General features: G+C 64.9%; 19 protein-coding genes and 1 tRNA gene. 7 read left to right on the plus strand and 13 right to left on the minus strand.

The features are described 5' to 3' along the window. The first annotated feature begins 17 nt into the window (after window positions 1-17). Both AC3D24_RS18100 and zwf read left to right on the plus strand, forming a co-directional pair. A complete protein-coding gene (locus AC3D24_RS18100) occupies window positions 18-1565 on the plus strand; it encodes a cation:proton antiporter (protein WP_489032492.1) in 1548 nt (515 codons plus the stop codon). 109 nt (window positions 1566-1674) lie between these two features. Beyond that, complete coding sequence (zwf, locus tag AC3D24_RS18105) at window positions 1675-3177, plus strand: glucose-6-phosphate dehydrogenase (RefSeq protein ID WP_489033221.1); 1503 nt, start codon at window positions 1675-1677, stop codon at window positions 3175-3177. A 132-nt stretch (window positions 3178-3309) separates the two neighbouring features. Here the strand turns inward: zwf and AC3D24_RS18110 are convergent, their stop codons facing one another. Further along, window positions 3310-3597, minus strand: a complete 288-nt coding sequence (locus AC3D24_RS18110; protein WP_489032493.1) for a hypothetical protein — start codon at window positions 3595-3597, stop codon at window positions 3310-3312. Window positions 3598-3625: 28 nt separating this feature from the next. Beyond that, on the minus strand, window positions 3626-3856 hold the full coding sequence (locus AC3D24_RS18115) for a hypothetical protein (RefSeq protein WP_489032494.1): 231 nt from the start codon (window positions 3854-3856) through the stop codon (window positions 3626-3628). 119 nt (window positions 3857-3975) lie between these two features. Here AC3D24_RS18115 and AC3D24_RS18120 point away from each other — a divergent pair, with 119 nt between their 5' ends. Continuing rightward, window positions 3976-5037 (plus strand): SDR family oxidoreductase, encoded by a 1062-nt coding sequence (locus AC3D24_RS18120; RefSeq protein WP_489032495.1) that lies wholly within the window; start codon window positions 3976-3978, stop codon window positions 5035-5037. 179 nt (window positions 5038-5216) lie between these two features. Here AC3D24_RS18120 and AC3D24_RS18125 read toward each other — a convergent pair whose 3' ends face one another. After that, window positions 5217-7601 (minus strand): hypothetical protein, encoded by a 2385-nt coding sequence (locus tag AC3D24_RS18125; RefSeq protein ID WP_489032496.1) that lies wholly within the window; start codon window positions 7599-7601, stop codon window positions 5217-5219. Window positions 7602-7731: 130 nt separating this feature from the next. On the opposite strand from AC3D24_RS18125, the gene AC3D24_RS18130 reads away from it, so the two are divergent. Next, entirely contained in the window at window positions 7732-9015 is a 1284-nt protein-coding gene (locus AC3D24_RS18130) for a Xaa-Pro dipeptidase (RefSeq protein WP_489032497.1), read from the plus strand. Window positions 9016-9291: 276 nt separating this feature from the next. Continuing rightward, on the plus strand, window positions 9292-10617 hold the full coding sequence (locus AC3D24_RS18135) for a hypothetical protein (protein WP_489032498.1): 1326 nt from the start codon (window positions 9292-9294) through the stop codon (window positions 10615-10617). 298 nt (window positions 10618-10915) lie between these two features. Here AC3D24_RS18135 and rplL read toward each other — a convergent pair whose 3' ends face one another. The 3 genes from rplL to AC3D24_RS18150 form a co-directional block, all read right to left on the minus strand. Then, window positions 10916-11290, minus strand: a complete 375-nt coding sequence (gene rplL / locus AC3D24_RS18140) for a 50S ribosomal protein L7/L12 (protein WP_056047577.1) — start codon at window positions 11288-11290, stop codon at window positions 10916-10918. Window positions 11291-11354: 64 nt separating this feature from the next. Then, window positions 11355-11870, minus strand: coding sequence for a 50S ribosomal protein L10 (gene rplJ / locus AC3D24_RS18145; RefSeq protein WP_055879768.1), 516 nt, complete (start codon window positions 11868-11870; stop codon window positions 11355-11357). A 276-nt stretch (window positions 11871-12146) separates the two neighbouring features. Further along, a complete protein-coding gene (locus AC3D24_RS18150) occupies window positions 12147-12503 on the minus strand; it encodes a GFA family protein (RefSeq protein ID WP_489032499.1) in 357 nt (118 codons plus the stop codon). Window positions 12504-12843: 340 nt separating this feature from the next. Between AC3D24_RS18150 and AC3D24_RS18155 the strand changes: the two genes are divergently transcribed. Beyond that, window positions 12844-14646 carry a tryptophan halogenase family protein gene (locus AC3D24_RS18155; protein ID WP_489032500.1) on the plus strand — a complete coding sequence of 601 codons (1803 nt, stop codon included), beginning with the start codon at window positions 12844-12846 and terminating at the stop codon, window positions 14644-14646. Window positions 14647-15258: 612 nt separating this feature from the next. Here the strand turns inward: AC3D24_RS18155 and rplA are convergent. Both rplA and rplK read right to left on the minus strand, forming a co-directional pair. Next, window positions 15259-15951: a 50S ribosomal protein L1 gene (rplA, locus tag AC3D24_RS18160; protein ID WP_136189394.1), complete on the minus strand. Its 693-nt coding sequence runs from the start codon at window positions 15949-15951 to the stop codon at window positions 15259-15261. A gap of 4 nt (window positions 15952-15955) precedes the next feature. Further along, window positions 15956-16387: a 50S ribosomal protein L11 gene (gene rplK / locus AC3D24_RS18165; RefSeq protein ID WP_056047586.1), complete on the minus strand. Its 432-nt coding sequence runs from the start codon at window positions 16385-16387 to the stop codon at window positions 15956-15958. Between the two features lie 426 nt (window positions 16388-16813). On the opposite strand from rplK, the gene AC3D24_RS18170 reads away from it, so the two are divergent. Then, window positions 16814-17779, plus strand: a complete 966-nt coding sequence (locus AC3D24_RS18170; protein ID WP_489032501.1) for a hypothetical protein — start codon at window positions 16814-16816, stop codon at window positions 17777-17779. 136 nt (window positions 17780-17915) lie between these two features. Here the strand turns inward: AC3D24_RS18170 and AC3D24_RS18175 are convergent, their stop codons facing one another. The 5 genes from AC3D24_RS18175 to AC3D24_RS18195 form a co-directional block, all read right to left on the minus strand. Then, window positions 17916-18521 carry a hypothetical protein gene (locus tag AC3D24_RS18175; protein WP_489032502.1) on the minus strand — a complete coding sequence of 202 codons (606 nt, stop codon included), beginning with the start codon at window positions 18519-18521 and terminating at the stop codon, window positions 17916-17918. A gap of 222 nt (window positions 18522-18743) precedes the next feature. After that, a complete protein-coding gene (locus tag AC3D24_RS18180) occupies window positions 18744-20243 on the minus strand; it encodes a hypothetical protein (protein ID WP_489032503.1) in 1500 nt (499 codons plus the stop codon). Window positions 20244-20990: 747 nt separating this feature from the next. After that, window positions 20991-21527 carry a transcription termination/antitermination protein NusG gene (gene nusG / locus AC3D24_RS18185; protein WP_055872668.1) on the minus strand — a complete coding sequence of 179 codons (537 nt, stop codon included), beginning with the start codon at window positions 21525-21527 and terminating at the stop codon, window positions 20991-20993. A gap of 13 nt (window positions 21528-21540) precedes the next feature. Further along, entirely contained in the window at window positions 21541-21738 is a 198-nt protein-coding gene (gene secE, locus AC3D24_RS18190) for a preprotein translocase subunit SecE (RefSeq protein WP_056047594.1), read from the minus strand. Window positions 21739-22318: 580 nt separating this feature from the next. Further along, window positions 22319-22395 (minus strand) — tRNA-Trp (locus AC3D24_RS18195). Window positions 22396-22406: the final 11 nt, after the last annotated feature.

Raw genomic sequence — 22406 nt, forward strand, 5'->3', positions numbered from 1 at the left:
CCACCCGTTGCGTGCGCGTGCACCTATTTGAAAGTCTCGACGCGATCCTGCTCGCCGCGCTGGTCCTGCTGGTCCTCGCACGCAAGCTGAACGTCCCGTACCCCACGCTACTGGCCGCAGCCGGGCTCGGTTTCGCCGCACTGCCGTTCGCGCCGGAGATCAGCGTCGAGCCGCATCTCGCGCTCGCCCTGTTCATCGCGCCGGCCTTGCTCCACGCCGCCTACCACACCAGTCCGCGCGCGCTGCGCCGCTACTGGTTCCCCTTGTTGTCGCTCGCGGTCTTCGCCGTGCTCGTCACCACCGCCACCGTCGCGCTGGTCGGCGTGACGCTAGGCGGACTCCCGCTCGCCGCCGCGTTCGCGCTAGGCGCGATCGTCGCGCCCCCCGACGCCGCCGCCTCCGAGGCGGTACTGGGCGAAGTCGGCATCCCCCGCCGCGGCCTGCTCCTGCTCCAGGGCGAGAGCCTCCTCAACGACGCGACCGCATTGCTCCTGTTCGGCCTCGCCAGCGCGTTCGCGACACATTCGGACACCCCCGTGACGCCGTGGGCGCTCGCGGCCGCAGTCCCCGGCGGCATCGTCTTCGGCGCGGTGGCGGCGGTGGCCTACCTCCGGATCGTCCGGCTGTTTGCGGGCACGTTGGGGTCCAGCCTCGCCGACTTTGCGGTCACGTTCGGCATCTGGCTGCTCGCCGAGCGATTGCACATCTCGTCGGTGCTGGCGGTCGTCGTCTTCGGCATGATCCTGTCGCAGCGCCGGCCGATCGACCAACCCGCACGCGATCGCCTGCAGAGCGAGGCGGTATGGTCCGCCGCCGTGCTCGTGCTCAACATCGTCGCGTTCATGCTGATGGGCCTGCAGTCGCGCGACGTACTGATCCATCTCCCCGCCGCCGAACGCTGGCCGGCGATCGGCTTCGCCGCCGCCGTCCTCGCCACCGTGCTCCTGACGCGCGTCGCATGGGTGTTCTTCGTGCGCTTCGTCGAGGGCGTGATCGCCGCGCGCTATGCACCCGCCTGGCTTCCGAAGCCACCGCCGTGGAACGCGTCGGTCGTGCTGTCATGGTCGGGTATGCGTGGCCTCCTGACGCTGGCCACCGCTTTTGCCTTGCCGCAATCCGTGCCGGGTCGCGACCTCATCGTGCTCGCCGCGTTCGGCGTCGTCATCGGCACGCTCGTGATTCAGGGCCTGACGCTCGGCCCGCTGATCCGTCGGATGAATCTTGGCGAGGATGCCGGACTGGCCGACAAGATCGCGCCCGCCCGGAAACGCCTGATCGAGGCCGGCCTCGCGGTACTTCCCGCGCGGGAGGGCGACGCCGCCGACGCGCTCCGTTTCCGTTATGGCGCAGCCGGCAAGGTCGCGGTCGAGGCCGACGATCCACAGGCGACGTCCGAGTTCGACGAACTCCACCTCGAGATGATCGCCTGCCAGCGAAAGGTGTTGCACGCGATGCGCGACACGGGTGAGATCGCCGAGGACGTCTATCGTCGTCTGCAACAGGAGCTCGACTGGTCGGAGGTCGATGCGCGCTCGTTCGGCGACAACGTCCTCAAGGCGACCTGACGCGTTCCGGTCCGGCCCGCGGAACATCGACACGCGCCCCGATGTTTGAGAAGACGAACGATAAAGGGTGATCCATGTTCGAAATCGAGACGCGTTCGTGAGCCAGTCCGTGAAGCCCCCCGCCGTAAAACCCGCCCCGCCTACGACGCTCGTGATCTTCGGCGCCATGGGCGATTTGACACGTCGACTGTTGATGCCAGCACTGATCAACATGACCCGGCTGGGTCTGGTCGGCGACGACTTCCACGTGCTCGGCGTCGGTATCGACCAAGGCAATGATCAGGTTCTCCGCGATGCGCTCGGCAACTTCGACGCGAAGGGCGGCGAGGGGGCAGGGGATAAGGGAGACGCCTGGGCACAGCTCAAGGATCGCGTGGGCTATCTCCAGGGCGATTTCACGCAGGATGCGGTCTACGAACAGCTCAAGGCGAGGGTGAGCGGCAACGTCGCCTTCTATTTCGCGGTTCCGGCGAAGTTCTTCGGCACGATCGTCGACAAGCTCGCCGACCACGGCGTGATGGCCGAGACGCCGCACGCGTTCCGCCGGATCGCGATCGAGAAGCCGTTCGGCCACGACCTCGCCTCCGCCCGCGAGCTCAATGCGCGCATCCTCGCCCGAGTGTCCGAGGCGCAAGTCTATCGGATCGATCATTTCCTCGGCAAGGAAACGGTCCAGAACATCATGACTGCGCGGTTCGCCAATATGATGATCGAGCGCGTCTGGAATGCGGATTGCATCGCCCACGTCCAGATCACCGCGGCCGAGACGGTCGACGTCGGCACCCGCGGCAAGTTCTACGACGGCACCGGCGCGCTGCGCGACATGGTGCCGAACCACCTGTTCCAGCTGCTCGCGATGGTCGCGATGGAGCCGCCCGCGAGCTTCGATGCCGAGGCGATCCGCAACGAGAAGGGCAAGGTGCTCAAAGCCGTCCGCGTCTATTCGCCGGGCAAGGCCAAGCGGAACGGCGTCCGCGGCGCGTACACCGCGGGCAAGGTGCAGGGCCACGATGTCCCCGCCTACACCTCGACCGCCGACGTTGCGCCCGACAGCCACACCGAGACCTATGTCGCGCTGAAACTGATGGTCGACACGTGGCGCTGGGCCGGCGTGCCGTTCTATTTGCGCACCGGCAAGGCGATGACTTGCCGCGATACGGAGATCGTCATCACCTTCAAGCCGGTGCCGTTCGCGTCGTTCCACAAGACCGCGGCCGAGATGCTGCCCCCCAACCGCCTGATCATCCAGATCCAGCCCGACGAGGGGCTGAGCATGGACATCAACATCAAGCGGCCCGGCCTGGAGGTGGCGACCGCGCCGATCGCGCTCGATTTCCGCTACGCCGACGCCTTCGATATTGGCCACCTCACCGGCTACGAGTCGCTGATTTACGACCTTTTCGTGGGTGACCAAACCCTCTTCCAACGCGCCGACGCGATTGAGGCAGGTTGGGCTGCGGTGCAACCGTTTCTGGATCTTTGGGCGCATGACGCCGGCATGCCGGAACCCTACGAGGCGGGTACGCTCGGACCTGCCGCAGCGGATGCCCTCCTCGCGCACGACGACCACACTTGGCACGAACTCGCCCCCGCGGGCCAGACCGTCCCATGAGTCCACCCCGGCGAAGGCCGGGGCCCAATTGGGGAACGTTGCTAACGAGCGACAGTGCTTCGTTATGCCGACCTTGCCAATTGGGCCCCGGCCTTCGCCGGGGTGGTATGTTTATTCACATGCGATTCGTGCTCAAACGCGCTCGGTCAGCTCGATCTCGCCCTCGACCTCCATCTCGTCCTCATCGCCCATCTCGTCCATGTCAGGCATCGTGAAGTCCGCCTTCCAGTCGTAGACCTTCTCGTCCCCGCCCTGCACCCAGACGCGGACCGCGCCTTCGGTAATCTCGCCGCCCATCGCGCCGACGAAATCCGCCACCAGCGAATCCGCCGCATCCTCGTGATCGGTTGCGCCGGGAATCGTCGCGGCGGTCATCTCCTCGTCGAGTTCGATGATCTGCGCCCAATATTGCTTCGCCATATGTCGCTCCTGCGTAGATGAAAGGCCGTCAACCGGCGGTAACGATCGGGTGTTCCTCACGCAGCCGGTCCGCCAGCCGCTCGACCGCGTCGACCTCGCTCGCGCTGCCGGACGGCGTCACCGCCCAGTTGCAATGCGCGTGCGTCGCAAGGCTATAGACCTTCACGTCGCCGACGATCAGCCGCCACCGCCGCCGGTCGCCGCTATTGTACCGGACGAGGTTGGTGACGAACAGGCTCTGGAGATCCGATGCGGTCATCCGCGCCCCATAGCGACAATCGCTTGCCCGCCGCCACCGCAAACGGCCCGCGGTGGATCCCGTCCAGATTACGGCGCGTTTGGGATCGGAACAGATCATCTAGATTACGGGAATTGCACATGTCCAAGACGGCACTGGTAGTGGGAACGAGCGGGATCGTCGGCAGCGCGACCGCCGCGGCGTTGGTGAAGTCGGGCTGGACCGTCCACGGTCTCGCGCGGCGCCCGACTGAGCAAGACGGCGTGCAGCCGGTCGCGGCGGATCTCCAGGATCCCGCCAGCCTCGAAAAGGCCCTAGCGGGCCTCAAGCCCGATGCTGTGTTCATCGCTACCTGGTCACGCCAGGACAGCGAAGCGGAGAACATCCGCGTCAACGGCGGCATGGTCCGCAACCTGCTTGGCGCGCTCTCGCCTGCTGGCAGCGTCGGCCATGTCGCGCTGGTGACGGGCCTGAAGCATTACCTCGGACCATTCGAGGCGTACGGGAAGGGCACGCTCCCGCAGACCCCGTTTCGCGAGGAACAAGGCCGCCTCGACGTCGAGAACTTCTACTACGCGCAGGAAGACGCCGTGTTCGAGGCGGCGGCACGCGACGGCTTCGGCTGGAGCGTTCACCGTCCGCACACGATCATCGGCAAGGCGGTCGGCAACGCGATGAACATGGGCACCACGCTCGCCGTCTACGCGACGTTGTGCCGCGAGACCGGCCGTCCGTTCCGCTTCCCGGGCTCGGCCGCGCAGTGGAACGGCCTGACCGACATGACCAGCGCCAGCCTGCTCGCCGACCATCTGATCTGGGCCGCGACCACGCCTGAGGCCCGCAACGAGGCGTTCAACGTCGTCAATGGCGACGTCTTCCGCTGGAGCTGGATGTGGAGCCGCATCGCCGAATGGTTCGGTATCGAGGCCGCGCCTTTCGACGGCACGATCCTGACACTGGAGGAACAGATGGCCGACGACGCCGGCATCTGGCGCGAAATCGCAGCCCGCGAAGGCCTCGCCGAGGCCGACCTGTCACGACTTGCATCGCCGTGGCACACCGACGCCGATCTCGGCCGCCCGATCGAGGTGGTGACGGATATGAGCAAGAGCCGCCGCCTCGGCTTCAAGGAATACCAGCCCACCGACGATGCGTTCTTCGACCTGTTCGCAGAGCTGCGGGCGGATCGGCTGATCCCGTAACATCGGGCGCAGAAGCGGGCCTCAATAGCACCGGCTGTTGAAATCCTCCCCCGCCAGGGGGAGATGGCAGGCGCAGCCTGACGGAGGGGGCGGCAAGCGAAACGCGCGTTCCGTGTCCTACCCCTCCGTCACCTTCGGCGACACCCCCCCCTTGCGGGGGAGGATTTAGCGGTCGAACGTCAGCTTTCGACCGCCACCGTTGCCATCACCCCCGGATCATCCCGCAGCTTCAAATACAGCGCGCCGCCAACCGGCTTGGGCACGGTCAGCGAAGCCCCGGTAAACCCCTCCGGCACCCGCACCGCATCCGCGAAACCGGCATTCGCCGCCACCGAATCGATCAGGAACAGGTCAGTCCCCGCCAGCGTACACGCATCCTTGCACATCACCCCGGCCAGCGCCGGCACCCGCACCAGGCTCGTCAACGGCACCCAATCGCCCGAGACGCCGTCCTGCACCAGCCGCCACCGCAGCGGCCCATGCGCGGACACGCCCAGCGCCTTGCCCAGCTCGACCGACACCACCGCGATCCGCTCGTCCTGCACGGTCAGCCCGCGCCCCGACGCGACGCTCGTCGTCGGCCCACCGGCAACCGCCCCGATCTCGACGCTGTCCCCCGCCGCAAACCGCGTCGCTCCCTCCGCACGCAGCGAGAAGGTCAGCCGGGCATCCTGCGCGATCGCCGTATCACCGGCCAGCACGACCTGCAGGCCAGGGGAGGGTGGAGCCACCACGGTCTTCGCGATCAGCGTTGCCTTCGGCCGCGCCGCTGCAACGACGAACTTGACCGACCGCTTCCGCCCGTCGCTCAGCGTAACGAGCGCCGTCTTCGCCTGACCTGCCGCAAACGACGCGGCATCTGCGGTCAGTTCCAACCGATCGGTCTTGTCGGCGCGCACCACTTCGCCCGGCTTGAACGCCACGCCATCGATGCTCAGCGCAGAAACCAGATCAAGCCGCGTCCCCGCCAGCGTCCCCGAAGCATCGCCTGCATACAGCGTAAAGCCGTCGATCCGCCCCGCCTCGGCCAACGCGGTCAGCGCGATCCTCTCCGGCGCCTCGACCCCGTATTGCTTCACCAGCAGCGTCAGTTTCCCCGGCGCCGTCTTCGCCAAGGGCAGGGTAAGCCCGATCCGGTCGCCAGTGGAGGTCCATGCCAGCGGCACGTCTCCGGTACCGCCAACCAGCGTCACCGCCTCCACGCAGCTCGGCGTGGGCCCGGCCAGCGCCACCGCATTGTCACGCCCGACCACCAGATTCTCGGGATCGGTATCCACCATCGTCCACCCGCCGGCCCGTGGCACCTGCAACCGAAACCGCGGCCCGTCGAACGGCGTGAACCCCCAGCGCCCATGCAGGCTTGCATCGGTCACGCTGCTCAAGCCAGCCGTCCGCATCCCGACTTGATCGAGCACATAGCCGCCCCGCTCGGCATCCGCCTGCACCGGCAGCTCGACCACGCCGCCCTGCGGCGTCGTCACCCGCAGCATCATGTCGTGGGCAAACTTCGTGGCATAGATCAGCGGCGCACCCTCGACCGGCAACACCAGATCGGGCTTCGCCGCACAGACCAGCCGGTCCGCCTCCGCCCGCCGCATCGTCGGCGTCTGCGGCGCACCAGCCTCGATCACCGGCATCGCCACGACCATCACCGATTTCGGACTCGCGAACGACGGCGCCGCGTTCAGCAACAGCGCCAGCCGATCGTCCCGCGCCCGCGCCAATGCCGGAATGTACCGGAACTGCGTCGACTGGAACGCGCCGAAGATCTTCGCGATATCGCGCACCACGCCAATATACGGGCTGTAATACCCCAGCCCGCCCTCAGGGGTCGCACTCAGTTGCAACGCCAGATCGGTCGGCGCCCCCACCAAAGTATCCGCCAGCGTCGAACTCTGTCCATCCGCCAGCACCAGCGAATCGCGGCTTTGGGTGAGGCACGACGCCTGCAGATCCGCGGCCAGATCCAGACACTCCGCCTTCAGCTTGATCGCCAGGCTCCGCGACAACAACGGCGACACCGCCTCGATCCGCTCCGGCCGCGTCCGCTCCAGCGCATGGATCCCGTCGAGAAATGCATCGAGCCGCGCACGGTCGAGCGACGCCTGATCCAGATCCTGCACCGCGCGCACGAACGCCCCCGGCTGTTTGCGCACCGCGGACACCACCGCATCGAACCCGCCGCTCTCCGGCACCAGGAACACCACCAGCTGCCGCGCACCGTCCGGCACCGTCAACGCCAGCGCGTTCTTCTTCGCCTTCCACGTCTCGGCCTTGAAGAACCAGGACTTGGGCGGCGGCTCGGTCGCGCCCCGCAGGAACGCCGCGACCAGCAGATAGCGCGCGCCGTCATCCTTCTTGCCCACCGCCAGGTCCGCCCCGATCGCAACACGGTCCCCCGTTGCCAGCGTCGGCACCTGCGCGATCGGCAACGTCGTCGTCCCGTGCGTCACCGCCACGCGAAGAGTCGGCCCGGTCAGGTCGAACGGCGCCGGATCCGCCCGCGCAGCCATGGGCACCAGCGCAGCAGTCAGCGCGCAGAACGGAAGAAATCGAAGCATCATCACGGGCGATCTCGTCGTCGGAAGCATCCCCGATGGCCTGTACCGGTGTCGAGAATAGGGCAAGCCGCAGCACTTGCCCGATCGACTGGCGTCCCGCACACAGCGCGCTACTCGGGGAAGGGACAATTACATGATCGGGCGCATTCTCATCGCCACGCTGCTCGCGACCACCGCGGCCACCGCAACTACCACCGCAGACGCCAAAACCGTCGTGGTCACCGCCGCGCACATGATCGACGTCCTCGCCGGCAAGCGCGTCGACGACCCACAGGTCACGATCGTCGACGGCCGCATCACCGCCATCGGCCGCAAGGGTGACGCGGTCCGCGCCGGCGCCGAGCGCGTCGACCTCGGCACGCGCACGCTGCTCCCCGGCCTGATCGACATGCATGTCCACCTCACCAGCGACCCGACGCTCAGCGGTTATCGCCAGCTCGAATTCACCGACAATTTCTGGACCGTGGTCGGCGTCGCCAATGCGCGCAAAACCCTCGACGCCGGCTTCACCACCGTCCGCAACGTCGGCTCGGCCAATTATGACGACGTCGCGCTGAAGCAGGGCATCGAGCGCGGCTACGTCCCCGGCCCGCGCATCGTCCCCGCCACCTACGCGCTCGGCGCGACCGGCGGCCACTGCGACGCGACCGAGTTCCCGCCCTCGATCCAGGTCCCGCACCCGCAGATCGCCAACACGCCCGACGAGTTCCGGGGCGCGGTCCGCACGATCCGCAAATACGGTGCCGAGGTGGTCAAGGTCTGCATGACCGGCGGCGTCCTCTCGAAGACCGACAGCGTCGGCGCGCAGCAGATCAGCCTTCCCGAGATCAAGGCGATCGTCGAGGAAGCGCACATGCTCGGCATGAAGGTCGCGGTCCACGCGCACGGCGTCGAGGGCATCAACGATGCGCTCCGGGCAGGTGTCGACACGATCGAGCACGCCAGTCTCGCCGACGCCGAATCGTTCAAGCTCGCCAAGGCCAGCGGCGCGTGGTTCGACATGGATATCTACGACGACGACTATATCCTCGCCGAGGGCGCCAAGAACGGTGTCTTCCCCGAAAGCCTGGAAAAGGAACGCCAGGTCGGCCTCAAGCAACGCCAGACCTTCCGCGCCGCGCATGCCGCCGGGGTGAAGATGCTCTTCGGTACCGACGGCGGCGTCTACCCCAACGGCAACAACGCGCTCCAGTTCGCCAAGATGGTCGAATGGGGCATGACGCCGCTGGAGGCGATCCAGGCAGCGACTTCCAGCGCCGCGATCGCGTTGGGGAAGACGGCAGACGTCGGCGCGATCCAGCCCGGCCGTTTTGGTGACCTGATCGCGGTCGATGGCGACCCGCTAGCCGACGTCCGCCAGCTGGAGCATCCCAGCTTCGTCATGAAGGGCGGGGCAGTGGTCATCGCACCAAAGTAAACCGCATTCGCTGATCCTCCCCCGCCAGGGGGAGGTGGCAGGCGCTTGCCTGACGGAGGGGGAGGAAAGGGCAACCAAGGTTTCGTGTCCTCCCCCTCCGTCACCTTCGGCGACACCTCCCCCTGGCGGGGGCGGATAGACGTTCAGCGCTCACACCCCCAGCCACGTCTCACCGCTACCAAGGCGCAACTCGTCGCAACGCGGGTTGCCGTCGGCCCGTGTTCAGCCTCCCCCGCCCACAACGCCGCGACGACCGCGCGCAGGGGATTTTCGACGATGACGACCGACCGCGGGGCGCTGGCCGCCCTGCTCGCCACCATGACGATGTTCGCGTCGGCAAGTCCGGCCATGGCACAGGCCGAGCAGACCGCTCCGGTCCGCGGGCTGGAGGGCCTGGCGAACCCCGCGCCGCAGACCGGCACGTCTATCCCGATTCCCGACGCACCGAAGATCGTCCTGCCGAGCGAGACGCCCGCGCCCCGCCGCGCAACCCGCCCGCGCGCTCCGGAAAAAGCCGTCGCCGACAAGGCCGCCGCCGAGCGCCCAGCCGTGCGCACCGAACCGAATTCGCGGCAGACGCGCGACGCCACAGAGCCGACGCGTTCATCGGCCCGGACCCAACCCGCGCCAATAGCCACGCCTGCTCCCGAGCCGGCGTCGCAACCGTCCGAAACTCCCTCGACGGAGTCCGCCCCGCAAGTCGTCGCCCCGCAATCCGTGGAGCCGCAATCCGTCGAGCCGCAACCCACGCCCGACACGACGACCCAATCGACGGTCACCGCGCCCGAGACGGGCAGGGCAATGCCGCTCTGGCTTTCGCTTGCGGTTGTCATCGTCGTGCTCGGCGCGCTCTGGGCGCTCCGCCGCAAACCCCGCGGGCGTCGGCAGGACCGCGAAGAGGTCGAAACCGCCGTCGAGCCCACACCGGAGCCGTCCGCGCCCGAGCTTGCCGCCGCGCCCGAACCCGCTGTCATCTCCAGTGCCGCTGCAGCCACAACCCGATCGGTCCAGCCCGTAGCGGCTCCGGTTGTGCCGGCTACGTCCGCCGCGCCGAAATTCCTCGAACCCCGCGCAAAGACGCCGCCACCACCGCCAGCCGCCCCGCGGGCCCGCGTAACCTGCGATCTCCGCCCCTTGCGCGCCGGCCTCAACCTCCTGAGCGCCACCGTCGAGTGCGAGCTCGTCGTCACCAACACCGGTACCGCGCCTGCCGAAGCGATCCGCGCCGGCGTCGCGCTGCTGACCGCGCATGCCGGCCAGGACACCGATCTCGCGCAGTTCAACGCCGCGCCGATCGGCCGCCCGGCCACGCCGCCGTTCGCGCTCGCACCTGGCGAGACTCGCACGATCCGCACCGTCGTCGCGATCGCGCGCGACGCGATCCGGACGATGACCGCGGCCAACCGCCCGATGTTCGTCCCCGTCGTCGCTACCAATATCCTCTACACCACCGCCGGTGACGACGCGCAGACCTCCCGCGCGTGGGTCGTCGGCATCGAACGCGTCGACTCCGCCAAGCTCGCACCATTCTGGCTGGATGCCCCCGCGAAGATGTTCACGACGGTCGCCGCCAGGCCGCATGCGGCGACGTTCGAGCGGTAAATTGAAGGGAGGGGGCGAAGACGCTTGCCCCCTTTCCGTTCGTGCTGAGTAGAGACCGAGTAGCTCCGTAAGGAGCGTATCGAGGGCTCGTATCGAAGCACCGGTCCCGCACGCAACGTCAGCGGACCAGCCATCAACACACACGAAAAAAGGGCGACCCCATCGCTGGGGCCGCCCTTTTTCTTAGCTGCGGCCAGCAGGGGCAAAGCCCCTGCTTCGTCGGTCGGTGCAAGCACCGCCGGCCGGCCTTGCTGGAGAGACGATTTAGGCTACGCTAAATCGTCTCTCCAGCTGCGGCTTACTTAACCTCAACCGTGGCGCCAGCTGCTTCGAGCTGAGCCTTGATCTTGGCGGCCTCGTCCTTCGACACGCCTTCCTTGACGGCCTTGGGAGCCGACTCGACCAGCGTCTTGGCTTCGGTCAGGCCGAGCGCGGTGATCGCACGGACTTCCTTGATGACGTTGATCTTCTTGCCACCGTCGCCGGTCAGGATGACGTCGAATTCGGTCTGCTCTTCTGCTGCAGGAGCAGCGGCGCCGCCGCCTGCTGCCGGTGCTGCGACCGCTGCTGCGGCCGAAACGCCCCACTTCTCTTCGAGCAGCTTCGAAAGCTCAGCTGCTTCGAGAACGGTCAGTTCGCTCAGGCTCTCAACGAGCGCGTTCAGGTCTGCCATGATAAATCTCCATCTCGGGGCTCGTGCCCCATCAGTTCAAAAAGGTAACGAAAGGCCTGCAAGATCAGGCGGCTTCCTTCTCCGCGTAGGCGGAAAGCACGCGCGCGAGCTGCGCTGCCGGAGCCTGCGTGATCGTTGCCAGCTTCGTGGCGGGTGCCACGATGAGGCCAACGATCTTGGCACGCAGTTCGTCCAGCGAGGGCAGCGTTGCGAGCGCCTTCACACCGTCGACGTCGAGGGTCGTCGCGCCCATCGCCCCACCCACGATTTCGAACTTGTCGTTCGTCTTCGCGAATTCCACGACCACCTTGGCGGCCGCGACGGGATCGATGGAGCTGGCCAGACCGACCGGACCCGTGAGCATGTCGCCCAGCGAGCTGTAGTCGGTGCCGTCCATTGCGATCTTGGCAAGCTTGTTCTTCGAGACCTTGTAGGTCGCGCCGGCGTCGCGCATCTTGTTCCGCAGCACAGTGGACTGTGCGACGGTCAGGCCGAGGTTGCGCGTGACAACGACGACGCCGACCTCGGAAAAGGTGCGGTTCAGCTCGGCTACGGCCGCGGTCTTTTGATCACGATCCATGCCATTCTCCACGTTTTACGAGTTCACCGCTTGCGCAGTGGACCCGGTTACTAACCGGAGGCGCAGACAAACCCGCGCTTCCGGGTGTCTCGTCGATGGGGCATGGGAGAGGGCGGCACGCAGATGGGCCGACAAAATCTCATTCCCCGTCTAGGTGGGAGATTAAGCACCGGCAAACCCGCTGCACCCACTGTCTCGGACGGAGTTCGACGAGCAAGCCCGCCGAACGAAGCCGCGCCTTAGCGGAATTGGCGCGGGAGTCAATCGTCAGGTCGGTCAGGCGTCCAGGTAAAGCCCGGTATCGGCGCCATCGAGCCGCCGTATGCGGGCCGCCGTTAGGATATCGGTCGGCATCAGGCGCGCGTTGATGCCGATCCTGTCGATCGTCGGGTCGACTTTCGTCCAGTGCGTCACACACCCGCATCCGCCGCAGCGATGGAAGCGCAAGGTCCGGGCGCCCCAACTATAGATGCCGGTCGGCCCCGATGCCCCAACGCGCACGTCGCCCGCCCGGTAATACGCCCAAAGCACGCCGTAGCGGCGACAGATCGAGCAATTACAGTCGGCGACCCATTCGGGTGCATGTCCGGTGGTCAGCGTCACCGCGCCGCAATGACAGGAAGCTTCGATCATAGGCCGACCCGTGGCCCAGATCCGCGCGACGTTCACGCGTTTTCGTATCGCCGGTCATGCGGACAAAGGGGGGCAATCGCGCTTCCGTCCGCCTGCTCGAGCTCGCCGAACTTTCGCGATATCATGTCGGACTGCGTCAGCGGGAACGCCCGATGAGGACAACGGCACCGGCCTAGTCGCAAAAAAGCGCGGCAGACAAGACAGTCTGGCTCATGGAGGGAGGCACGTAAAGACATACCACCCCGGCGAAGGCCGGGGCCCAAATAGGAAGGCCATCGTCACGACGGACCGCGCTCCGTTAGCGACGTCTCCCAATTGGGCCCCGGCCTTCGCCGGGGTGGTGCAAATTGGGGAGGGGGTCAGTCACAAACATCGAAACCCGACCGATCCCGACCCCACCCGCCAACGCGCCCATGATAGCCTCCACCCCAGGAGGCCGCCCATTCCCAAGCCCATCACCGATATCGTCATCGTCGGCGGCGGCACCACCGGGTGGCTGGTGGCGGCCCAACTCAACCACCGCCTGCAATGGGGCCTCGGCCACCCCGACGGCGTCCGCATCACGCTGATCGAATCCCCCGACATTCCGATCATCGGCGTCGGCGAGGCGAGCATACCCCCGATCCGCGCCATGCTAAGTCTGCTCGACATCGACGAGGACGAGTTCGTCGCCCGCACCCAGGCCACCTTCAAGCTCGGCGTCCGCTTCGATGACTGGGACCGCGCCGACCCGAGCGGGGCAGGGGCCGCAGCCAGCGGTACGCCCGTGCGCAGCTTCGTCCACCCCTTCACCGGCGGGCTGCAACTCGCCGGCCGCAACCCCGCAGCCTCGCTGCTTGCGTACGGCCTTCCCGAAGACGTTACGATCAACCCCCAACTAGCCAATCTCGTCGGCCACGGCGTCGCCGCCATCGCCGCGCACCGTTCCCCGCGCAGCCCGGCCGACGCCCCCTATGCCGGCGCGATCAACTACGCCTATCACTTCGACGCAGGCCTGTTCGCCGCCTTCCTCCGCGAAATCTGCACCGCGCGCGGCGTCGAGCACGTCCGCGACACCGTCGTCGGCGTCGACCAGGACGATCGCGGCCATATCGCTGCCCTTCACCTCGGCTCGGGCGCCCGCCGCGCGATCGAACTCGTCATCGACTGCTCCGGCTTCCGCGGCCTGCTCATCAACGAAGCGTTGCACGAGCCCTTCATCTCCTATGCCGACTATCTCCCCAACGACCGCGCCGTCGCGATCCAGATCGCGCACGACCAAACTAGCGCCCTTCTTCCCGCGACCGTTTCCACCGCCAGCGACGCCGGCTGGACCTGGCGCATCCCGCTGCGCTCGCGCGTTGGCACCGGCCACGTCTTCGCGAGCGGGTTCATGACCGACGATCAGGCGATCGACACGCTCGTCCGCCGCAACACCGGCTTCGCGCCACTCACCGACGCCCGCGCGATCCCGATGCGGGTCGGCCGCTGCCGCAACTCCTGGGTCGGCAACTGCGTCGCGATCGGCCTCGCCAGTGGCTTCATCGAGCCGCTCGAATCGACCTCGATCCAGTTCGTCGACTATGCCTGCCGCCGCCTGCTCCGCGCGATGCCCAGCCGCGCGTTCGAGGCCGCGCAGATCGCCCGCTTCAACACCGAGATGGCGGAGCTGTACGAGGAGGTTCGCGATTTTCTCGGCCTCCACTTGACCCTCGGCAATCGCCGCGACACGCCCTATTGGCGCGCCGTCGCGCACGATGCGAAACGCTCGGACGCGCTCCAGCACTGCCTCGATCTCTGGCGCCACGCTCTCCCCGACGATTTCGACCCACGCGGCCACGTCGCATTCGGCGCTGGTAGCGTACGCGCGGTGCTGTTCGGCAAGGGTTTCTACACGAGACCGATCGCTACCGGCACCGACCTCCTCCCACGCGAACACTGGGACCGCTACGCCCGCCAGATCGCCGGCCTCCAGCAGCGGCTGATCGGCTCGCTCCCGTCGCACGCCGAGATGCTCCGGATCACCGTCGACCGCGCCGAGATTGGCGCCACCGTCGCACGCAAACCGCCAGCCTTCGCGATGCCCGACAAGCACGACCCGTTCGCGCACGAACCGCAGATCATGGCCCCGGACACGCACCTCGCGCGAGCGCTGGGCGGGTAGGGCGCCGATCTTGATCCTCCCCCGCCAGGGGGAGGTGGCGCGAAGCGACGGAGGGGGAGGACGCGGAGCAGAGGTTTCCCTTTCCGCCCCCCTCCGTCTGGCAAGCGCCAGCCACCTCCCCCTGGCGGGGGAGGATCGTGAAACCAGCACATTCAGATACCGGTCCGTTCCCTTCCACCGCCCCGAGCCGCGCCACCGCCGCGCCTCCGCTGCGCCTCCGCTGCGCCCCGCTCCGCCGCCCCGCTCCGCCGCGCCCTGCACCGCCGCGTCGCGCCACGCCGCGTCCTCCCCCGCCCCCCTGCCGTTCGTGCTGAGTAGCGACCGAGTAGGCTCGCAGCGCCGTATCGAGGGCGCGTATCGAAGCATGGGCCCCTCGCACAAACCTGTCCCATGATACGCTGCTTCGACGAGCTCAGCCGCTACTCGGGACGAACGGGACAGGCATCCCGCCACCCTCGCCGAAGCCAGACGCAAAAAGGGCCGGGATCGCTCCCGGCCCTTCTCAACTCCAGCGGCAGGACGGGAGTAAATCCCGTCCTCGTCGGTCGCGGTAGAACCGCGCCGGCCGCGCTTTCGCCGTCTCGGGATTAGCTTGCGCTAATCACGTGCGGCTCAGGCGCCAGCAACCTCAGCCGTATCGACCTTGATGCCTGCACCCATGGTCGACGAGATCGCGACCTTCTGGACGTACTTGCCCTTGGCGCCGGTCGGCTTGGCCTTGACCACCGCGTCGACCAGTGCGTCGAAGTTCGCGCGCAGGTCTTCCGCTGGGAACGACGCCTTGCCGATGCCCGAATGGATGATGCCGGCCTTTTCGACGCGGTATTCGATCTGGCCGCCCTTGGCTGCCTGAACGGCCGCTGCGACGTTCATCGTCACCGTGCCGAGCTTCGGGTTCGGCATCAGGCCCTTGGGACCCAGCACCTTACCGAGGCGACCGACGATGCCCATCATGTCCGGGGTCGCGATGCAGCGATCGAAATCGATCGTGCCACCCTGGATGATTTCCATCAGGTCTTCGGCGCCGACGACGTCTGCGCCTGCTGCGAGGGCTTCTTCAGCCTTCGCGCCGCGGGCGAACACGCCGACGCGGACGGTCTTGCCGGTGCCCTTGGGCAGCGTCACCACGCCGCGGACCATCTGGTCTGCGTGACGCGGATCGACGCCCAGGTTCAGCGCGACTTCGATCGTCTCGTCGAACTTCGACGTGGCGCCCGACCGTGCGAGACCGATGGCCTCGTCGATGCCGTGCAGCTTGACGAGGTCGACCGTGACGGCCTTCTGCTTCTTGCTCAGCTTAGCCATGATCTCAGCCCTCCACCACTTCGAGGCCCATTGCGCGGGCGCTGCCTTCGATGATCTTCGTCGCAGCGTCGATATCGTTGGCGTTGAGGTCCTTCATCTTCGTCGTGGCGATCTCGCTCAGCTGCGAGCGCTTGATCGTGCCGGCGACGACCTTGCCGGGCTCCTTCGAACCCGACTTGAGACCAGCGGCCTCCTTGATCAGGTACGATGCTGGCGGGGTCTTGGTCTCGAACGAGAACGAGCGATCCGCATAGACCGTGATGACGGTCGGGATCGGCATGCCCTTCTTCAGTTCGCTCGTGCCGGCGTTGAACGCCTTGCAGAACTCCATGATGTTCACGCCGCGCTGACCCAGCGCAGGCCCGATCGGCGGCGCGGGCTTTGCCTCGCCTGCAGGGACCTGCAGCTTGATGTATCCGGTAATCTTTTTAGCCATGTCACTCTCTTGTATGGGGCTTTGAGCGCAACAGCGCCTCGCCCGGTGAGTCTAGCGGTGATGACGGCTACCCTTCGGCAACCTCCCGCAATTCCAACAATGAAGGTGGAAGCCGGCGCGCATACCCCAAAACCCGCAAAGCGGCAACACCCGCTTCCCCCTTCTTCCCCGCGCCCTTCTCCTCCGCGCCTCCGCGCCTCCGCGCGAACCCCGAATCTTCTACTCCTCTAACTCCTCTTCGCGCCCTCGCGCCTTTGCGTGAACCAATCCTACTAAAGACTGCGCCTCCTTGTTCTCCCGCGAAGGCGGGAGCCCAGTCTGGATCCCCGCCTTCGCGGGGAAACAAACTTGGACATCCGCGCCGAGTACCCCGCACCCAGCACAAGCCCCCTTGCAATGTAGGATATCGAGGCAGACCCAATAGCGATGGCGCGCCCCTCCACCCCCTACCAGTTCACCCGCCGCCAGGCCGCGCAGAACGCCGCGTTCCTCGCCGTCCTCCGCCGCACCGGCAACGCCCGCGAAGCCGCCAGCTCGCTAGGCTACAACCGCTCCACCTTCACCAAGCGCCGCGCCGCTCACCCCGCCTTCGCCGCCAAATGGGACGCCGCCCTGGCCTTCGCCTCCGCAGCCCTCAAAGATCCTCCCCGGAACGGGGAGGGGGACCGCCGACCAGAGGTCGGGGGTGGAGGGGGCTCGCCCCAAACGCGACGCGCCGACACCACGCCCACCACGACAAGAACCGCCAACGGCCGCCTCCAGCTCCGCCGCCCGCCCGCCAACCGCCTGGGTCACGCCGCCGAGCAAGCCTTCCTCACAGCACTCTCCGCCACCGCCAACATCCGCCTCTCGGCCGCCGCCGCCGCCGGCTTCAGCCACTCCGCCTTCTACGCCCGCCGCAAAGCCAGCCCCGCCTTCGCCCGCGAAATGCGCCTCGCGCTGGAGGCCGGCTACGAACAGGTCGAGGCCGCGCTACTCGCCGGGTCCATCCTCGGCGCGCACGACCATGACGAGTGGCGCCACAACGATCCCCCGCCGATCCCGCCGATGACCGCGAACCAGGCGCTGCAACTCCTCCACCTCCACGCCAAGACGGTCCACCTCCAGGAGGAGCCGCCCCACATCAAACGCCGCCGCGGCGAATCGAGCGAAGCGCACAGCTACCGCCTGACGGCAATGTACGAAGCCCGCCAAGCCCGCGCCCGCGAAACCTTCGACATCGCCGAAGCCGCCCGCAACGAACGCGGCGAACCGACGCTGACCAACCCGTATCCCATACGCCTACCAGCGCTCGATCAAGTCACCGGCTGGAGCAAGGCCGACCCGACCAAGGCGCCGCATGACCGCGATGTCGCGCTGTTCGGCGGCTGGCGCCTGAGGGGCCGGAAATGACGGTGCCAGTTTTGAGGAGAGGAAAGCGGACAGGCCGCTTTCGCAGATGCCGTGCTATCTTGGATGTCCGTTCATAGGAAGGTTCTGTAGCCAGACGCTCTGAACCTGCGGCGTTCCCAAGATTTATTCGCCATCCCTACCTGCGTTTTACTCGGCTTACTATTATACCAATCTCGCGAGAGGTTAGGGGAGTAGCGAACCTATTCAAGCGCTGTGCGCTGTAAGTGGCATGTTGCATGGCAGTAACAAATATCTCGACTAAACCTTTTAGATGCACGTCGCGGAACGCCGCCTGCCGTCCGTCAGCCTTCATCTCCTCGAGCTCGGACAGTGCCTTCGTTGACATTCCCTTATCGCGAGCCATCAGTTGCCAGCGCTTTAATCGAATTTCGAAACGGCCATCGATGGCAATTGCCGTCTCAAGTTCAGCTACGGCAACGTCAAGCGCCCCCCTAAGTTCGGCCTTCTCGGCCAGCACTTCGTGATAGGCGCCCGTTCCGCCAGGATGCGATTGAAGATCGCTGAGCGCGTCTTCGTATCGCTTCGGCAGATCGGCGGGGGCCGGACTTCGTGACGTCGATCCTGCGTCCATCCAGAGAAGATATATACGGCAAAGGCCATGCTTTGTGAAAACGGTCTGTCTTACCTTTGCCCAATCTTTGGCGTAAATCTCGGCAAGTCCGAAATCAGGGGATCGTGTAAGCAGGATACACTTAATTAAGGGTCGGTAAATGCGCTCCAACCGATTATTCTTTCCCTGGTTTAGTCTAAGAGCCTCCTCGTATTTTTCCTTTGCCTCTAAGAACCGCTGCTGAACCTCTAAGCTAAATGCCTCGAGATAAGAGCCAATCTCTTTGTTATTGTAATCACTATTAAGAAGCGTAATGCAGGTTTCGACGTCACTACTGTGACCCGTCCTTATTGCTGCGAGTCCAAAGTAACGGAGAAGTTCGGTCCGTGAGGCCTAAGAGAAGGATTCTCTTGCCGTGAACGCTTTTTTCAAAAGACGATGCGCTGCCGAGTGCTGCCTTGCATGATAGAGGCGCACACCCGCCTGGAACCAGTGCGATGCGGAGATAAATTTTTCGATGAACGTCGGGAGTTCGTCCTTACCCGTCCAAAGCGCTGCTTGGATGCGAGCTTCTATCCGGATAAATTCATTTTCCTGTGTTTCAAAATCTATCGGTGACTTCGCAAAGTTTTCAATAACCGAACGGCGCCAATCTACGAGGTCCGTACGAACCAGATGGCGAGCTAGCCGTCCTGACAAGAACGGCGTCAGTCGATATAGTCCGCCGCCGTCGCGCTCGACAAAGCCAATCTTCATGCACTTCGAGATAATATTGAGAATTGACTCGCTGGCGCCTTCGAAAATCACGTCTAGATCTCGAGGATCGCAGGGACTTACGTCGTTCAAAAACAATAGAAGGCGCTGGCAGTGTATGTCATCGTGCAAAGTCCCAAATGCCCAATCCACATAATAGGCGATGGACTGGAGTGCGGTGTTCTTCGCATGAGCAACCAGTTCGTCAACCTCTCCAAGATCGATTACCGAGCTGGCCGCCTGAGCAAGTGTTACAAGCAAGCCAAGATTACCTTGCGCTGCCTCGATCATGTCATCGACAGCCTTTGCGGTCCACCGGTCCGGCTGGGGGTCGAAATGTGCTAAAAGGGATTCAGTAAACGGAGTGACTTCGTAGCTCGAAAAGCCAGGCACCCTCTGTTCCGCTAGTTTATCAAAGCAGGCTTTTCTACGGTCAATGGATAATGGCATTTGTGACACGATGAAGAGCTTAGGCCTCTGTGAAGAAGCTAGGGCACCGACCACGTCATCGAACCATTCGGGCAAGTCTACATTGTTCTGAAGGATCATCTCGTGCCGGAAAACGACATAGTTCCCAGCTTGGAAGATCCGGTCGATCCTCGCAGCGACACCGGAAGGCAGAGCGGCTTCCTCAGCCTCCTGCACATGCTGCAGCCGCTCGATATCAGCACCCAGCCCCAAGCTTTCTAGCTTGAGGCAGACTTGCAGTGGGAGGGAAGCGGCATTGATATCGATCGGGATGATGCGCCCGTTCGGAGTCATCGACCTGTTCAGCTGCTTTACAAGCGTAGTGCGTCCAGCCCCCGGAAAGCCGGATATCCACATCGCTGGGAAGCATTTGAACCGCTCCTTTTGCGCAGCTGAGCGCATCGGCTCAAGTATATCATCACGTGAGAACATCGGATGGGCTACGTCCATCGCGGGCTCGATGAAACGCTGCACCAGATGATTTGCGTCGTCACGCGTAATGTTCGGCCTAGAGGTGCGAACATCAAGAAGTCGCTTCAGATCCGAATAAACTGGCTTAAGTTCGCTGGGCAGATCGTCGTTCCACGTTATCGGAAAGTCGTCCAGCCGGAGAATTAATGGGGAAAGTATTCCATCGGCGACTAGCTCGGCCGCTTGGCTCAGCTCCCGCACGCAACCTCCGGCCGTCACGCAATCCTTAGACCAAAAAACGATGATAAATTTTGAGGCTGGAAGCTCCCGCCTCGATATTTCGTCCCAAAGTTCGGCACCCTCGTCGCCTGACGTTGAGTAAAGGTACGCCCAGTCAGCAGGAAGTTTCTCCCATATATAGCGGGCGAACCCCTCATCCTTCGAGCTCACCGAGAGAAATACAGGAAACATAGTTTTGTAGGCTCCGCATGACCCGCGACAGGCTAAGAGATCCTAGTCTGCCTCCGAACGCATCTTACACGACAATAACCATCGCCCTCCATTCTGCTAGGGTCAACGAGCGGCGTCTATCAAGAATGGCGGTAAGCGCCCTGTGAGCCTTGGACTGGGCGTTTCTTTCGAAGCGCGTGTTCGCTTACAGATTCGTCAAGCGAAAGGCCGCGTGCACGTGGCGCAGTAATTGGCGGGATAGCATGCGGTTTTTGGGCCTATGGATTTGCGAGCTGGGCGTCCCCAAGTCCAAAAGTGCTTCTTCGGACAAATCGTCTGCCTCTTCACGTCATCCTGACGAAAGTCAGGATCCAGAGCCAAGCAGACCAGCGTTCCGTAATTCTTGATCCCAACTTTCGTCAGGATTACCGAACGTGCAGGAAATGTGCGGCACTCTGAGCGCTCCTAAATCCCGCGTCGTCGGCCGAGCCGATGGCCCGCCGGCCGGGCTGGCGCCGTCTCGCGATTAGCCATTGGCTAATCGCGTGCGGCTTGGCCTTACTTGCTTCTTTCGACCTGCTCGAACTCGAGCTCGACCGGGGTCGCACGCCCGAAGATCGACACCGAAACCTTAACGCGGCTGCGATCGAAATCGAGTTCTTCCACGAGGCCGTTGAAGGTCGCGAACGGGCCGTCGAGGACCTTGACCTGATCGCCGATCTCGTAGTCGACCTTGACCTTCTGCTTGGGCGCAGCGGCGGCTTCTTCCTTGCTGTTGAGCATCCGCGTGGCTTCCGCCTCGCTGATCGCCTGCGGCTTGCCCATGCTGCCCAGGAAGCCGGTGACCTTCGGCGTGTTCTTCACCAGGTGATACACGTCGTCGTTCATGTTCAGCTTTGCCAGCACGTAGCCCGGCATGAACTTGCGCTCGACCGCGATCTTCTTGCCGCGACGGGCTTCCGTCGTGGTCTCGGTCGGGACTTCGATCTGCTCGACGAGCTGCTCGAGACCCATCCGGGTCGCCTCGGCCATGATCGAGTCGCGGACCTTGCCCTCGAAGCCCGAATAGGCGTGAATGATGTACCAGCGCGCCATGACGGAACCTTGCTTACTGAGCGAGTTTGAGGAGGGCGGAGACGATCGCTTGCAGGATCGAGTCGACGCCCAGGAAGAACAGCGCGAGGATCGTCGTCATGATCACCACCATCACGCCGGTCATGACCGTCTCGCGACGCGTCGGCCACGTGACCTTCGCGGTCTCGTTGCGGACCTGCTGGATGAATTCGAGGGGGGACGTCTTCGCCACGATGTTCTTCGAACCCGCTGATTGAGAAACTGAGATGCGAGGCATAGACCCACTAGCCGCTCCCTGTGAAGGGGCGCGGCGGCAGGTCCGTCCTCGCTGTCGGAAGCGCGGCAGATAGCTTTGGTGGCCGGGTAAAGCAAGGGCGCGGCAGGAGAGGGGCGGGGCGCCGCGCGATGTGGGCCGCGCGAGACCGCCGACGGACTGCAATTGAATGCAGCCGAGAGGACGCGTGGCGGAGAGAAGTGGCGGGGGAGAGCGCTTGGGTCACTCGATCCCCCGCACGATCGTCTTGCCGGTGCCGGTTTGACCGGCGGCTCCGCTCCCACGGTTTCTATTTATCGTTCGGCTTGACGACGGCGTACGATGCATACGCCGAACGCAGGCGAAAAAAAAGGCCGGTACGAGACCGGCCATGAAAGTTTTTAGGAGAGGATGCCTGAAAGGCCTGATCTTTGTGCATCGCAGCAGATAATTTCTCAAGTGCGCAATATGCATCAAGGAATGCAGTTTCTGCAATCGCGATGGGCGCAAGAATGCGGCTGGCGCAATCGTCACCATGTCGGTCGAATTTTTAAGGGGGTGGCAGGAGTGCTCGGATTCGAACCGAGGGCCTTCGGTTTTGGAGACCGACGCTCTAACCAACTGAGCTACACTCCTACACGGACGCG

The sequence above is a fragment of the Sphingomonas sp. SL1004 genome (assembly GCF_057815015.1).

Coding starts and splice junctions, on each gene's coding strand:
- AC3D24_RS18110 (WP_489032493.1), bottom strand. CDS start 3,597: ATGGCGAAGCAATATTGGGCGCAGATCATCGAACTCGACGAGGAGATG.
- AC3D24_RS18115 (WP_489032494.1), bottom strand. CDS start 3,856: ATGACCGCATCGGATCTCCAGAGCCTGTTCGTCACCAACCTCGTCCGG.
- AC3D24_RS18120 (WP_489032495.1), top strand. CDS start 3,976: ATGTCCAAGACGGCACTGGTAGTGGGAACGAGCGGGATCGTCGGCAGC.
- AC3D24_RS18125 (WP_489032496.1), bottom strand. CDS start 7,601: ATGATGCTTCGATTTCTTCCGTTCTGCGCGCTGACTGCTGCGCTGGTG.
- AC3D24_RS18130 (WP_489032497.1), top strand. CDS start 7,732: ATGATCGGGCGCATTCTCATCGCCACGCTGCTCGCGACCACCGCGGCC.
- AC3D24_RS18135 (WP_489032498.1), top strand. CDS start 9,292: ATGACGACCGACCGCGGGGCGCTGGCCGCCCTGCTCGCCACCATGACG.
- rplL (WP_056047577.1), bottom strand. CDS start 11,290: ATGGCAGACCTGAACGCGCTCGTTGAGAGCCTGAGCGAACTGACCGTT.
- rplJ (WP_055879768.1), bottom strand. CDS start 11,870: ATGGATCGTGATCAAAAGACCGCGGCCGTAGCCGAGCTGAACCGCACC.
- AC3D24_RS18150 (WP_489032499.1), bottom strand. CDS start 12,503: ATGATCGAAGCTTCCTGTCATTGCGGCGCGGTGACGCTGACCACCGGA.
- rplA (WP_136189394.1), bottom strand. CDS start 15,951: ATGGCTAAGCTGAGCAAGAAGCAGAAGGCCGTCACGGTCGACCTCGTC.
- rplK (WP_056047586.1), bottom strand. CDS start 16,387: ATGGCTAAAAAGATTACCGGATACATCAAGCTGCAGGTCCCTGCAGGC.
- AC3D24_RS18170 (WP_489032501.1), top strand. CDS start 16,814: ATGGCGCGCCCCTCCACCCCCTACCAGTTCACCCGCCGCCAGGCCGCG.
- nusG (WP_055872668.1), bottom strand. CDS start 21,527: ATGGCGCGCTGGTACATCATTCACGCCTATTCGGGCTTCGAGGGCAAG.